This is a genomic window from Ferdinandcohnia sp. SAFN-114 (assembly GCF_059415045.1).
Genome location: NZ_JBPFDQ010000064.1, coordinates 1 through 13,657 on the forward strand (window position 1 = coordinate 1; position 13,657 = coordinate 13,657).

The 13,657-nt window shown below is 40.9% G+C and carries 15 protein-coding genes; all 15 read left to right on the top strand.

Features of this window, described 5'->3' with window-relative positions; all coding sequences use genetic code 11:
• Positions 1 to 78 precede the first annotated feature (78 nt).
• Positions 79 to 699, top strand: a complete 621-nt coding sequence (gene upp / locus ACR65M_RS18495) for a uracil phosphoribosyltransferase (RefSeq protein ID WP_440274053.1) — start codon at positions 79 to 81, stop codon at positions 697 to 699.
• 273 nt (positions 700 to 972) lie between these two features.
• Positions 973 to 3,210: a S8 family serine peptidase gene (locus ACR65M_RS18500; RefSeq protein WP_440274054.1), complete on the top strand. Its 2,238-nt coding sequence runs from the start codon at positions 973 to 975 to the stop codon at positions 3,208 to 3,210.
• Positions 3,211 to 3,599: 389 nt separating this feature from the next.
• Positions 3,600 to 3,821 (top strand): AtpZ/AtpI family protein, encoded by a 222-nt coding sequence (locus ACR65M_RS18505; RefSeq protein WP_121448507.1) that lies wholly within the window; start codon positions 3,600 to 3,602, stop codon positions 3,819 to 3,821.
• Between the two features lie 6 nt (positions 3,822 to 3,827).
• Positions 3,828 to 4,196, top strand: a complete 369-nt coding sequence (locus tag ACR65M_RS18510) for an ATP synthase subunit I (protein ID WP_440274055.1) — start codon at positions 3,828 to 3,830, stop codon at positions 4,194 to 4,196.
• A 57-nt stretch (positions 4,197 to 4,253) separates the two neighbouring features.
• Positions 4,254 to 4,988: a F0F1 ATP synthase subunit A gene (gene atpB / locus ACR65M_RS18515; protein ID WP_440274056.1), complete on the top strand. Its 735-nt coding sequence runs from the start codon at positions 4,254 to 4,256 to the stop codon at positions 4,986 to 4,988.
• 85 nt (positions 4,989 to 5,073) lie between these two features.
• Entirely contained in the window at positions 5,074 to 5,292 is a 219-nt protein-coding gene (gene atpE / locus ACR65M_RS18520) for a F0F1 ATP synthase subunit C (protein WP_116352009.1), read from the top strand.
• A 227-nt stretch (positions 5,293 to 5,519) separates the two neighbouring features.
• On the top strand, positions 5,520 to 6,044 hold the full coding sequence (gene atpF, locus ACR65M_RS18525) for a F0F1 ATP synthase subunit B (RefSeq protein WP_440274057.1): 525 nt from the start codon (positions 5,520 to 5,522) through the stop codon (positions 6,042 to 6,044).
• Entirely contained in the window at positions 6,041 to 6,577 is a 537-nt protein-coding gene (locus ACR65M_RS18530; RefSeq protein ID WP_341333243.1) for a F0F1 ATP synthase subunit delta, read from the top strand. Before atpF ends, ACR65M_RS18530 begins: the two co-directional genes overlap by 4 nt.
• Before the next feature lie 18 nt (positions 6,578 to 6,595).
• On the top strand, positions 6,596 to 8,107 hold the full coding sequence (gene atpA, locus ACR65M_RS18535; RefSeq protein WP_099354578.1) for a F0F1 ATP synthase subunit alpha: 1,512 nt from the start codon (positions 6,596 to 6,598) through the stop codon (positions 8,105 to 8,107).
• Between the two features lie 324 nt (positions 8,108 to 8,431).
• Positions 8,432 to 9,289, top strand: coding sequence for a F0F1 ATP synthase subunit gamma (locus ACR65M_RS18540; RefSeq protein ID WP_440274058.1), 858 nt, complete (start codon positions 8,432 to 8,434; stop codon positions 9,287 to 9,289).
• A gap of 92 nt (positions 9,290 to 9,381) precedes the next feature.
• Positions 9,382 to 10,803, top strand: coding sequence for a F0F1 ATP synthase subunit beta (gene atpD, locus ACR65M_RS18545; protein ID WP_121448500.1), 1,422 nt, complete (start codon positions 9,382 to 9,384; stop codon positions 10,801 to 10,803).
• Positions 10,804 to 10,828: 25 nt separating this feature from the next.
• Positions 10,829 to 11,233 (top strand): F0F1 ATP synthase subunit epsilon, encoded by a 405-nt coding sequence (locus tag ACR65M_RS18550; protein ID WP_121448499.1) that lies wholly within the window; start codon positions 10,829 to 10,831, stop codon positions 11,231 to 11,233.
• A 332-nt stretch (positions 11,234 to 11,565) separates the two neighbouring features.
• Positions 11,566 to 12,105, top strand: coding sequence for an RNA polymerase sigma factor (locus ACR65M_RS18555; protein ID WP_440274059.1), 540 nt, complete (start codon positions 11,566 to 11,568; stop codon positions 12,103 to 12,105).
• Entirely contained in the window at positions 12,081 to 13,385 is a 1,305-nt protein-coding gene (locus ACR65M_RS18560; RefSeq protein ID WP_440274060.1) for a DUF4179 domain-containing protein, read from the top strand. Before ACR65M_RS18555 ends, ACR65M_RS18560 begins: the two co-directional genes overlap by 25 nt.
• Positions 13,386 to 13,482: 97 nt before the next feature.
• Entirely contained in the window at positions 13,483 to 13,590 is a 108-nt protein-coding gene (locus ACR65M_RS18565; protein WP_440274061.1) for an ATP synthase delta/epsilon chain alpha-helix domain-containing protein, read from the top strand.
• The last annotated feature ends 67 nt before the right edge of the window (positions 13,591 to 13,657 follow it).

Sequence of the window (13,657 nt, forward strand, 5' to 3'; positions counted from 1 at the left end):
TCAAATTAATGAAAAAGTGTTAAATTTAATATGGATAGGTGTTTTATATATGTCTCATTTGGCTAGGTCAGTTCAAAAGTGTACGTTTTTGATCACCCACTAATTCAACATAAGCTTACATACATACGTGATAAGAACACAGGTACAAAGGAATTTCGTGAATTGGTAGACGAAGTTGCAAGCTTAATGGCATTTGAAATTACCCGCGATATGCCGCTTGAGGAAGTTGAAGTTGAAACTCCTGTACGCAAAGCAAAATCAAAGGTTTTATCTGGGAAAAAGATTGGGATTGTGCCAATTCTTCGTGCTGGTTTAGGCATGGTGGACGGAATTCTACGCTTAATCCCAGCTGCAAAAGTAGGGCATATCGGACTTTATCGTGACCCTGAAACATTGCAACCAGTTGAGTATTATTTTAAAATGCCTTCTGACATTGAAGAGCGTGAATTCATCGTGGTTGACCCAATGCTTGCAACCGGTGGATCAGCAGTAGAAGCAATCAACGCATTAAAGAAGCGTGGTGCTACAAATATTAAATTCATGTGCTTAATCGCAGCGCCTGAGGGTGTAGAAGCAATTAAAGAAGCTCATCCTGATATCGATATCTTCATCGCGGCACTCGATGAGCAACTAAATGACCATGGCTACATTGTTCCAGGCCTTGGAGATGCTGGAGACCGTTTATTCGGTACGAAATAATTAGAAAAGTGGAGGCGAGCGATTAGCGACGTACGGACTGGACTGAGCCCGTAGGAGATAAAGGAAACACGAAGAGCAAAGCGATTCGATGTTGACCTTATCGTACGAAGGGTGAGGGAAGTCAGCTAGTCGCTGCGAGCTATAACTAGACAATCAAGAAAAGTGGAAGCGCCTTGCCCAGAAACGAAAAGAGTTTCTAAGCGCTACAACAAATCAACATCCACATATTTGACCACCTTTTGAGAAAAACTATCTCAAAGAGGTGGTTTTTTTGTGAGAATTTTACCGGCAATCTGCATGTGTTCGATCCTCCTATTTTCATCAATACCAGCCCATGCCCACCGTTTTCCTGATAGGCCTCCATTGCCTGAGTTGGATTTGGATGAAATGGCGCATGAAATTATCATCACGGAAGATAATCAATTTGATTTAATAGTAGAAAAAATAAAAAGAAACTATTCCTCCATTAAAATTAACCACATTTACAAACGTGTATTTCCAGGCTTTTCTGTGACGGGAAAGAGAAAGGATATACAGAAATTAAAAGCCGAAGCAGGTATTCAACACAGTTCCCCTGTTGCTACATACCAAGTGTCTGTTGAGGAAAGTGTCCCTTTTATTGGCGGTAACGAAATTCGCAGTCATTTTGATAAAAGAGATCACCGCTTAACGGGTAAGGGAGTAAAAGTTGGGGTGATTGATACAGGTGTTGATTACACACACCCGGACCTAAGAATGAATTACAAGGGTGGCTATGACCTTGTTGACGGGGATGATGACCCGATGGAAACGAAAGGGATTGCAGGTCGAAATACCTCACATGGAACTCATGTTGCGGGAATAATTGCGGCAAATGGCAAAATTAAAGGGGTCGCACCCGAGGCTGATATAATTGGCTACCGTGCTCTTGGTCCTGGTGGAATGGGGACATCTGAACAGGTTATTGCGGCCATTGACAAAGCAATTGAAGATAAAGTGGACGTCATCAACCTCTCTCTCGGCAACACCATCAATGGGCCTGACTGGCCGACTAGTCTCGCTTTAGATAAAGCAACGGAAGAAGGGATTGTTGCTGTCACTTCCAGCGGGAACTCGGGGCCGATGGTCTGGACGGTTGGGTCTCCGGGAACTTCTTCAAAAGCCATTTCTGTAGGTGCATCCACACCACCCATGACTTTGCCATATCTAACCGTTGGATTTGCTGATCGAAAAATTCAACTTCAGCCACTCCAAGGGTCAATTCCTTGGAAACTGCAAAAGAAATATGAAATCGCAAAAGCTGGAATCGGTACAGAAACTGAATTTCCAAAAATAAAAAATAAAATTGTTCTAATGGAGCGAGGAGAAATTACTTTTACCCAAAAAGCGGTTCGAGCGTATGAATCCGGCGCGATTGCTGTACTCATCTACAATAATACAGATGGGAATTTCTCAGGATCCCTTGAGAAGGAACTTCCGATACCAGTTGCTTCCCTCTCAAAAGCAGACGGAGAATGGCTTAAAAAACAAATTAAAACGAAAAACAATGTAGTAAGTACCTCCTATCAACGTATTAAGGATACAATTGCTGAATTTAGTTCACGTGGACCGGTTACACATACGTGGGCAATTAAGCCTGATGTGGTTGCTCCAGGGGTTGCGATAGATAGTACCATTCCAAATGGCTATCAGGAAATGCAAGGTACAAGTATGGCTGCCCCACATGTAGCGGGGGCTAGTGCCATATTAAAACAGGCACACCCTGATTGGACACCAGAACAAATAAAAGCAGCCCTGATGAATACGGCGCGCCTCTTAAATAATGAGGAGGGGAACTTGTACAAGCCATATGAACAAGGGGCAGGAAGGATTCAACTCCATGAAGCGATTCACTCAGAAACCTTAATCTATCCAGGATCATTTTCCGCTGGATTGCTTCATCACCAGGATAGGCGGACGAAAAAAAGAATAAGAGTAACGGTAGATAACCAATCCGATGAAGAAAAAAGATACTCATTTGAAGTTCCGGATAATATGAAAGGTGTCCAGTGGGACTTGCCCATCCCTTTTTCGATAAAACCAAAACAGAAAAAGATAATCACAATCGGATTAGATATTACACCTAATATCATTGGTTCGGGCCTACATCACGGGAATTTATTTTTAAAAGAAGGGAAGAATCGTTACCATATCCCATATATGTACGTGATCGAAGAACCTGATTATCCTCGAATCATGGGCTTTCAATTTGGAAAAGACGACAAGGAGGATATATTCCGGTATGAATTATACTTACCTGGTGGAGCGGAAGAGTATGGAATTGTTCTCTATGACCCAGACACGTTGAGGTTCGTCACATTTTTAGACTGGGACCGAAATGTTGCGAGAGGATTAGTAGAGAGAAAGGTGAATCGAAAAGAACGAAAATTAAGAGGGGTATTTAAGGCTGTCATCTATGTAAAAAAAGCAGGCAAAGAGGATATACTTGAAACAGAGATTTCGTTTGAAGATACTATGGTAGGCAGCCATTAAAATAGATTCAGCAATTTCTGCTGAATCTATTTTTAAACCGCCAGCGGAAGCCGCAAAAAATCAGACGCAAATAAGCCAAGGCGTATTTGATAGTGGCTGGTCATTTATGAACATTTTGTGAACGATGTTTGAATTTTTGGATTTGCACTACCATAATAGGACTAATAAAAATCACTGTTAAATCGCTTTTTGTAAGCAAAAATGGAACCCCCAAAAATGCTTGTGAGAAACTGAACTTTTTCCCTGCAAACAATTGACATTAAAGGGTGCCTATTGTATGCTTACAAAGGGTATCGATGAGAAGGTTTACATCGTATAAACTCTTGAAAAATTAAGTATTTTCAGACATGTAAAAAAACCTGCCTCGGACGCTGAAGTGAGGTATGCGGATGCGTAAAAATGACAAGCACCCTTTACGAGCCTATGCGCTCATGTCTGGTATTCTATCTCAATTAGTGGGATCAATTCTAGTAGGTATTTTCCTCGGTAGATGGGTTGATCGAATGCTTGACACAGAACCACTTTTTTTAATTATCGGCCTTCTATTAGGACTAGCAACTGGAGTATATGCAACACTTCGACTAGTCAATCATTTTTTCTCAGGAGATTAACTTGATATGCAGGATTTAACCACAGCATTTACGAGGTATCGTAAATACATATTCTACTTACTTGCAATCTATGTACTAGGCTGGGGATTTACTGCATACAAAGCTGTCTTCTTAGGATTAATACTAGGGACAGTAGGAAGTTTGTATTTCCTCTTTTCGTTGGCTCGGAAAAATAAGCAATTTACAAAAGCTTATGAAGAGGGACGAACGGTACGCTCACTTGGGACGATGTCTCGTATGGCGATTGCTGGTTTGGCAGTATTAGTCGTAATGGAGTATCCACAAGAGTTTAATTTAGGTAGTATGATTATTGGATTAATGACAGCTTATTTTGTCATTATGATAGATTTCTTTTTTCAAAAACTTCATAAATAGACTAAAGCGCGAGGCAAAGCTTTGTGCTAGACAATATGGGAAGAGAGGTGAATACTGTTGGGTCACGAAGCTCCTACGTTTGAATTGTTTGGACTTTGGTTTAGTAAATCTAACATGTTAATGATCACAATCGCAAGCGTGATTGTATTCATTATTGCGGTTCTTGGAACTCGTACCCTTGCAATGAAGCCAACCGGTGCTCAGAACTTTATGGAATGGGTCATGGACTTTGTTCGAGGAATTATTAAAAGTTCGATGGACTGGCAAACTGGCGGACGCTTCCAAATATTAGGGATTACTTTACTTATGTATATCCTTGTATCTAACTTTTTAGGGTTACCATTTGCGGTCATTTTTGGCCATGAGTTATGGTGGAAGTCTCCAACTGCAGATCCAACGATTACATTAACATTAGCTGTTATGGTTGTTGGTCTATCGCATTACTATGGAATAAAGATGAAAGGTGCTAGAGAATACGGTAAGGATTTCTTTAAACCTATGTCATTTATGTTCCCGTTGAAAATTATCGAAGAATTCGCAAACACTTTAACTCTCGGACTGCGTCTATTTGGTAACATCTATGCCGGTGAAATCCTGCTTGGATTAATCGCAGGGATGGCAGTAAGTGGTTATGGCGAAAGTTTCTTTGGTGGAATTTTAGGTACAATCGGAGCCTTTATTCCGATGATTGCATGGCAAGGATTCAGTATCTTTGTTGGTGCCATTCAGGCATACATCTTCACAATGTTAACAATGGTTTATATTTCTCACAAAGTGAGTACAGACCACTAATAAAAACTTGTCCAAAATGAGACTTTTTGGACAACAAAAATAAACTACTACTATTTTTTTATACAATTAAAGGAGGACTATTTCAATGGGTTTATTAGCAGCAGCAATTGCAATTGGTTTAGCGGCACTAGGTGCTGGTATCGGTAACGGTCTTATCGTATCTCGTACAGTTGAGGGGATTGCTCGTCAACCAGAAGCACAAGGTAAACTTCAAACTACTATGTTCATCGGGGTTGCGTTAGTTGAGGCGATTCCTATCATCGCGGTTGTTATCGCGTTCATGGTATTTGGTGCTAACGCGTAAGAAGATTTCTCGAAGCTTTCCTTGGTTGCATGTAAGGATTCTCTTATTTTGTAACCATATAAAAGTGAAGGCAACATGAACAAAATGGCGAAGATCATTCCAAGAGAACCTTCGCCATTCCTTTGTATAAACCAAATTTTTTTAAAAATAATTGTGCGTATTTGCGCATGTTTGATGAAAATAAGGACTTCCATTCGACCTGGAACTCGCAAAAGGAGGGAATATAGGTGTTAGATCTTTTTGTCTTAGGCGCTGCCGCTGGTGGATTACCAGTCAACCTTGGTGACATCATCTTCCAATTGGTTGTATTCATCATTTTATTAGCGTTACTTCGTAAGTATGCGTTCGGTCCAATCATGAACATCATGAAACAACGTGAAGAACATATCGCGAATGAAATTGATTCTGCAGAACAAAATCACCAAGAAGCGAAAAAATTAGCAGAAGAACAACGTGAATTACTTAAAAAGTCACGTACTGAGGCTGCTGAGTTAATCGAAAATGCACGTAAATTAGGTGAAGAGCAGAAAGATGGAATTATCCAAGCTGCTCGTGAGGAAGCAAACCGTTTAAAGGAAGCTGCAAAACAGGAAATCGTTCAAGAAAAAGAACAAGCTGTTACAGCTTTACGCGAACAAGTTGCATCACTATCTGTGTTAGTTGCTTCTAAGGTTATCGAAAAGGAACTTAGCCTTGAAGATAAAGAGAAGTTAATTAACGAATATATTCAAGAGGTAGGAGAAGGGCGATGAGCAAAGGAATCGTAGCAAAGCGATATGCAGTAGCTCTTTTTCAATTAGCAAGTGAACAAAATGCACTTGACCAGTACGAAGAAGAAATTCGTACGGTTAAACAAGTGTTTTCAAATAGCGATGAATTCCAAACTGTGTTAAGAAATCCAAAGCTTTCAGTCGATAAGAAAAAAGCGATTGTAACGCAATCCTTTCAAGGATTTTCTCAGATGACATTAAACACGCTACATTTACTGATTGACCGTCATCGTGAGGATATCATCGCAGACGTTGCGGATGAATTTATCACATTAGCGAATGACAAACGCGGGATTGCTGATGCAACAGTATACTCTGTACGTCCTTTAACAGACTCAGAGGAATCAGGAATTTCAAGCGTATTTGCTAGTAAAGTTGGAAAGACATCATTACGTATTCAAAATATTGTAGATCCTAGTCTGATTGGTGGCGTTAAGCTTCGAATCGGAAATCGTATATTTGATGGAAGTGTAAAAGGTAAGTTAGAACGCTTAGAGCGTGAACTTATCCGCTAAAAGATAGGGGTGAAATTCATGAGCATCAAAGCTGAAGAAATTAGTGCGCTGATAAAAAAGCAAATTGAAAACTATCAGTCTGAAATACAAGTGAGCGAAGTTGGTACAGTTATCAGTGTCGGTGACGGTATCGCACGTGCTCATGGCCTCGACAATGTCATGGCTGGAGAACTCGTTGAATTTTCAAACGGTGTCATGGGTATGGCACAAAACCTTGAAGAAAACAACGTTGGTATTATCATCCTCGGTCCTTTCACAGACATTCGTGAAGGTGACGAAGTACGTCGTACTGGACGTATCATGGAGGTTCCAGTTGGTGAAGCATTGATCGGCCGTGTTGTAAACTCTCTAGGACAACCAGTTGATGGTCTTGGTCCAATCGAAACTACTAAAACTCGTCCAATCGAAAGTCCAGCTCCTGGAATCATGGACCGTAAATCTGTTCATGAACCATTACAAACTGGTATTAAAGCGATTGACGCATTAATTCCAATCGGTCGTGGTCAGCGTGAGTTGATCATCGGTGACCGTCAAACAGGTAAAACATCTGTTGCAATCGACACAATCCTTAACCAAAAGAACGAAAATATGATCTGTATTTACGTTGCAATTGGTCAAAAAGAATCAACAGTACGTGGTGTTGTTGAAACTTTACGTAAAAACGGTGCATTAGATTACACAATCGTTGTAACTGCTTCTGCATCTCAACCAGCTCCAATGTTATTCTTAGCTCCTTATGCGGGTGTAACAATGGGCGAAGAGTTCATGTACAATGGTAAGCACGTTTTAGTTATTTATGATGACTTAACAAAACAGGCTTCTGCATACCGTGAACTTTCATTATTACTACGTCGTCCTCCAGGTCGTGAAGCATATCCAGGGGATGTTTTCTACCTACACTCTCGTCTATTAGAACGTGCTGCAAAGCTTTCTGACGAAAAAGGTGGCGGATCTATCACAGCTTTACCGTTTATTGAAACACAAGCTGGTGACGTATCTGCGTACATTCCAACAAACGTTATCTCGATTACTGACGGACAAATCTTCTTACAATCTGACTTATTCTTCTCAGGTGTACGTCCTGCCGTTAACGCAGGTTTATCCGTATCACGTGTTGGTGGATCTGCGCAAATTAATGCGATGAAGAAGGTATCAGGTACATTACGTCTTGACCTTGCTTCTTACCGTGAACTTGAAGCATTCGCTCAGTTCGGTTCTGATCTTGATAAAGCAACTCAAGCGAAACTTAACCGTGGTGCTCGTACAGTAGAAGTATTAAAACAAGGTCTAAATAAACCACAAGCAGTAGAAAAGCAAGTTGCGATTCTATATGCATTAACTCGTGGATTCTTAGATGATATTCCAGTAGAAGATATTTCTCGTTTCGAAGCAGAATACTTCGTATGGTTAGAGCATAACCGTAAAGCTGAAATCTTTGATCACATTAAGTCAACTGGAAAACTTCCAGATGATGAAGTATTTACTTCTGCAATCAATGATTTCAAAAAGACATTCGCTGTTTCTGAATAAAACGAAATGCGTAAGCGACCGTATAGCGACGTATGGACTGAGGCCCACACGATGTGGGTCACACAGACGTTGCCACAGGACGTGGCGAACTTAGTCTGTGTTCCTACTACTGGAGATAAAGGAAACACGAAGAGCAAAGCGATTCGATGTTGAGCTTATCGTACGGAGGGTGAGGGAAGTCTCGCTAGTCGCTGGGAGCTGAAGCTGGACATAAAACGAAATGCGTAAGCGACGCGCAATGCGTGCGTCGCTTATCTGAATAAAGCTAGGAAGACTCGGTTCCAAAGCGTTTACGAATAATCGAGGAAAAGGTGGTGAGAACCTTTGGCATCCTTACGTGATATAAAAACAAGAATCACTTCAACGAAGAAAACAAGTCAAATTACTAAAGCGATGCAGATGGTTTCAGCATCTAAGTTTAGCCGTGCTGAAGCAAATGCAAAATCGTTTGTTCCTTATATGGAAAAAATTCAAGAGGTCGTTGCGAATATCGCAGTAGGCAGCTCGGATGCAAGTCATCCAATGCTAACTTCTAGACCAATTAAGAAGACTGCTTATATCGTCATTACTTCTGACCGTGGACTAGCTGGCGCATATAACAGTAACGTGATTCGTGGTGCATACCAAGCGATGCAAAAACGTCATAAAAGCACAGACGAGTTCACAGTAATCGCAATCGGTCGTGTTGGCCGAGACTTCTTTGTAAAAAGAGGAATTTCGGTTAGCTTAGAAATCGCTGGTTTATCTGATCAGCCATCTTTTGCTGAAATTAAAGATATTGCCAATGCTACTGTGAACATGTTCGCGGATGGTACGTATGATGAGCTTTACATGTGGTATAACCACTTCGTAAGTGCGATTCAACACGATGTAACGGAGAAAAAGCTACTTCCATTAACGGACTTAGCTGCAAACAAAAAACAAACTTCTTATGAATTTGAACCTTCACAAGAAGATATCTTAGAGGTATTGCTACCTCAGTATGCTGAAAGTCTCATCTACGGAGCACTTTTAGACGGAAAAGCAAGTGAACACTCGGCTCGTATGACTGCGATGAAAAATGCGACAGACAATGCAAAAGAGCTTATCGACTCACTTACTCTTTCATACAACCGTGCACGTCAAGCGGCAATTACGCAAGAAATTACGGAAATTGTCGGTGGAGCAGCAGCACTCGAATAGAACATTTACAACATAAGATAGATTTATCATGGCATTCAAAATGAGCGAAAAAAATTTGAATGACCTCGAAAAGTAAGTTAGGAGGGAAAACGATGACAAAAGGACGCGTTACCCAAGTTATGGGTCCTGTTGTAGACGTACAGTTTGACAGCGGCCATCTTCCTGAGATTTATAACGCCCTTACTATTAAACATAGTGCGCGTGATGCAAACGAAGTTAACATCGATTTAACATTAGAAGTTGCGCTTCACCTAGGTGATGACACTGTACGTACAGTTGCGATGTCATCTACTGACGGTGTAGTTCGTGGATTAGAGGTTACTGATACTGGGAAGCCGATTTCGGTACCAGTTGGTGATGTAACACTTGGACGTGTATTTAACGTTCTAGGTGAAAGCATTGACCTTGATGCACCAGTACCTGCTGATGCACGTCGTGATGCAATTCATAGAGAAGCACCAACATTCGAACAACTTTCAACTGAGGTTGAGATTCTTGAAACTGGTATTAAGGTAGTAGACCTTCTTGCTCCATATATTAAAGGTGGAAAAATCGGTCTATTCGGCGGTGCCGGAGTTGGTAAAACGGTTCTTATCCAAGAGCTTATCAACAACATCGCACAAGAACACGGTGGTATTTCCGTATTCGCTGGTGTAGGTGAGCGTACTCGTGAAGGAAACGACTTATACTACGAAATGAAAGACTCTGGAGTTATTTCAAAAACAGCGATGGTATTCGGACAAATGAACGAACCACCAGGTGCACGTATGCGTGTAGCTTTAACTGGTCTTACAATGGCGGAATATTTCCGTGATGAGCAAGGCCAAGACGTGTTATTCTTTATTGATAACATTTTCCGTTTCACTCAAGCAGGTTCTGAAGTATCAGCCCTACTTGGCCGTATGCCATCTGCCGTTGGTTACCAACCGACTCTAGCAACTGAGATGGGTAAATTACAAGAACGTATTACATCAACAAACGTTGGATCTGTAACATCAATCCAAGCGATTTATGTTCCTGCCGATGACTATACTGACCCGGCTCCAGCTACAACGTTTGCTCACTTAGATGCAACAACAAACCTTGAGCGTAAGCTTTCTGAGATGGGTATCTACCCAGCGGTGGATCCATTAGCATCTACTTCTCGTGCTTTATCTCCTGAAGTTGTTGGCGAAGAGCACTACAATGTTGCACGTCAAGTACAACAAACATTACAACGTTACCGTGAACTACAAGATATCATCGCAATCCTAGGTATGGATGAGTTAGGTGATGAGGATAAGTTAATCGTGCACCGTGCACGTCGTGTCCAATTCTTCTTATCTCAAAACTTCCACGTTGCGGAGCAGTTCACTGGACAACCAGGTTCATACGTACCAGTTAAAGAAACTGTTCGTGGATTCAAGGAAATCCTAGAAGGAAAATACGATTATCTTCCTGAAGATGCGTTCCGTCTAGTTGGTCGAATTGAAGAAGCAGTTGAAGCTGGAAAGCGCATGGGTGTTGAAGCATAATTAACGGGACTTAGGAGGGTATAAAATGAAGACAGTAAAAGTCAATGTCGTGACTCCTGATGGCCCAGTTTATGAAGCTGATGTGGAAATGGTAAGTGCCAAAGCTCAGAGCGGTGAGCTTGGTATCCTACCAGGACATATTCCTATGGTTGCTCCTCTTCAAGTAGGGGCAGTTAGACTTAAGAAGGAAGGCAACACTGAACTTGTGGCTGTAAGTGGAGGCTTTCTCGAGGTTCGTCCTGACCAAGTAACAATTCTTGCTCAAGCTGCTGAAACAGCTGAAAAGATTGACGTTGAACGTGCTAGCGAAGCGAAAAAGCGCGCAGAACAACGCTTGCAGGCGAAACAAGATAATGTAGATTTTAAACGGGCAGAGCTCGCTTTAAAACGTGCCATCAATCGATTAAACGTAACACAAAATAAATACTAAATTAGTATTTGGAACCCCTGTGGCCTATGGCCCGGGGGTTTTTCGCATAAAAGGAGACATTTACATTGACAGGCAAGAGGATGTTGCTAAAATCGATCGAACCGGAATAATATGGATAGAACTGTAAATTACCAATAGAATCAATATAACGTTGATAGTATGAAAATGTAACATTCCCCTTTTACGGTGCATACAGGGTTTTATGTGGCTGTAAAAAAATCTTGATTTTACATACAGTCTAAAAAGAATATTGGAAATTTTTATTTTTGATGAAACCTTAGGTCTTTTTCTTGTATCTAAGAAGTAGGTTGACTCGGAAAGGAGAGCATACTTTGGATATCGCAAAAGAGGTGAAAAAGGCTAAGCGTGGGAGCAAGTCTTCCTTTGAAAAACTGATGATCGAGTATAAGCTTTTGATGTATCGCGTGGCAAAGACAATTTTATCGAACGATGAGGACTGTGCGGATGTGATACAGGAGGCCATCATCAAAGCATACGAAAAGATTGATACGTTGAGAGAGCCTAAGTATTTTAAAAGCTGGTTGTGCAAAATTGTCATAAATGAATGTTACCAGCTGCTAAGACAGAAAAAGAATGTGGTTCATATGGAGGAATGGCTAGAAACTCCAATAAAGGAAACTGGTTATGAAAAAGTTGAGGTTGAGCAAATGCTGGAAAAATTACCGGATGAGCAATCTCGGTTGTTGAAACTTTTTCATATTGAGGGAATATCGATTTTGGAGTTAGCTCATATTTATGAGGTTCCTGAAAATACAATTAAAACGAGATTACGTCGTTCCCGTGAAAAAATGCGTGATCTATGGAATGAAATGGAGGAGGGATCCATATGGACAAATGGGAAGAGCAAATAAGGCTAAAGGCAAATCCACAGCTTCCAGTAAATGTGGAGCACCGCATGAATGAAACACTCCGATCCCTTCCGAAGAAGAAAACATATCCACGTTTCTATTATTCAGCTGCTGCCATTTTTATTGTAGGGTTCCTTCTCTTTGGGATATCGTTTATGTCACCGACATTAGCCGAAACAATGAGGTCTGTTCCTGTAATCGGTTCAATCTTTAAAATGGTAGGGGATATTGGAACTGAAAAGGGTGAAGAAGAAGGGCTGACGACATTACTTGGGCAACAAGTAGAAGTAAATGGGCAAGTGATTACTTTCACAGAAAGCCTTTATGATGGGTCACAGATCCATATTGGGTACCTGATTGAATCGTATACACAAGTGGATCACAAACAGTCTACTGATTTTCTATCCGACTTATGGTTGACTATTGATGGGAAAGGAGTCAGCTATGGGATGGGAGGACGTGGTGAGGAGTTAAAAAATGGAGATTATGCTGGAGTCATAAGCATTAAAATTCGTGAGGAACTTCCTGAGAATTTTACGCTAGGAATCAAGTCGAAAAAAGAAAAATCATTGGATGTGGAAATACCAATTAAGAAACAAGGAACTAATCAAGCATTTTTAGTGAATGAATTGTTGGAAACGCAAGATTTAACGATTCAAGTCGATAAGGTTACATTTTTCCCGACGAGTACTGAAATTGCAATGCGTCAAATTATGGATGAAAAAACTTACAATAATAATAAATATGAATGGATGGATTATCAGGTTGTTGACGACCAAGGACGTGTGCTACAACCATTGAGTGGAGGTGGAAGTGGTGGTTTGTCTAAGGGGAAAATTGTGCAGACTTTGAAACAATACTTTGAGCCTCTGGAAAATATTCCAAAGTCACTGACCATTAAACCATATTTGTGGGATGTAACTGAGGAGAAAGCAGAAGAAGTTAGAGCCAAGTGGGAAGGAAAACAGCTGGTACTTCCACAAGGTGAAATCGGAGAAACATCGGTATTGGATGTTAAGAGTGAAGATGGGATCGTGACGCTTACGGTAGAGACCACTGGAGATAATGGGTACTATCAGTCAAATAGTATTTGGATTGAAGATACCAATGGGAATGCCTATTATTCCGAGAATGCTCCAAAAAGAGTAGAAGGCACGACCAATCAGTATCTTCTACAGTGTGAGGCTAATCTGGCAGTGGAGGATATTAAGGTGGTCACCTATAAACAAAAAGCTCCTAATTATTTGGAGGAGCTAGAGGTAACGATTGAGTTCGAGGAGTAAATGTCATTTCGGGGCTACTAAGTAACAATCCTGGCTCAAGCTACAAAAAACAGCGAAGCGATTGACGTAGTTCGTACTAGCGAAGCAAAAAAAGCGCGTGGAGCAACGCTTGCAGGTTAAACAAGATAATGTAGACTTTATACAGGCAGAGCGCGCTTTAAAACGTGCTATCAATCGATTAAATGTAACCCAAAACATATCCTAATTTTAGTATTGAAAACCCCCAGAGTCCTTTAGATTCTGGGGGTTTTTGTAGGCGAAATCGTCCTTAT

Excerpts from the sequence above, each read along its gene's own strand:
- atpA (WP_099354578.1), top strand. The coding sequence starts at position 6,596 with ATGAGCATCAAAGCTGAAGAAATTAGTGCGCTGATAAAAAAGCAAATT.
- ACR65M_RS18550 (WP_121448499.1), top strand. The coding sequence starts at position 10,829 with ATGAAGACAGTAAAAGTCAATGTCGTGACTCCTGATGGCCCAGTTTAT.
- atpD (WP_121448500.1), top strand. The coding sequence starts at position 9,382 with ATGACAAAAGGACGCGTTACCCAAGTTATGGGTCCTGTTGTAGACGTA.
- ACR65M_RS18560 (WP_440274060.1), top strand. The coding sequence starts at position 12,081 with ATGGACAAATGGGAAGAGCAAATAAGGCTAAAGGCAAATCCACAGCTT.
- ACR65M_RS18510 (WP_440274055.1), top strand. The coding sequence starts at position 3,828 with ATGCAGGATTTAACCACAGCATTTACGAGGTATCGTAAATACATATTC.
- ACR65M_RS18505 (WP_121448507.1), top strand. The coding sequence starts at position 3,600 with ATGCGTAAAAATGACAAGCACCCTTTACGAGCCTATGCGCTCATGTCT.
- atpE (WP_116352009.1), top strand. The coding sequence starts at position 5,074 with ATGGGTTTATTAGCAGCAGCAATTGCAATTGGTTTAGCGGCACTAGGT.
- ACR65M_RS18530 (WP_341333243.1), top strand. The coding sequence starts at position 6,041 with ATGAGCAAAGGAATCGTAGCAAAGCGATATGCAGTAGCTCTTTTTCAA.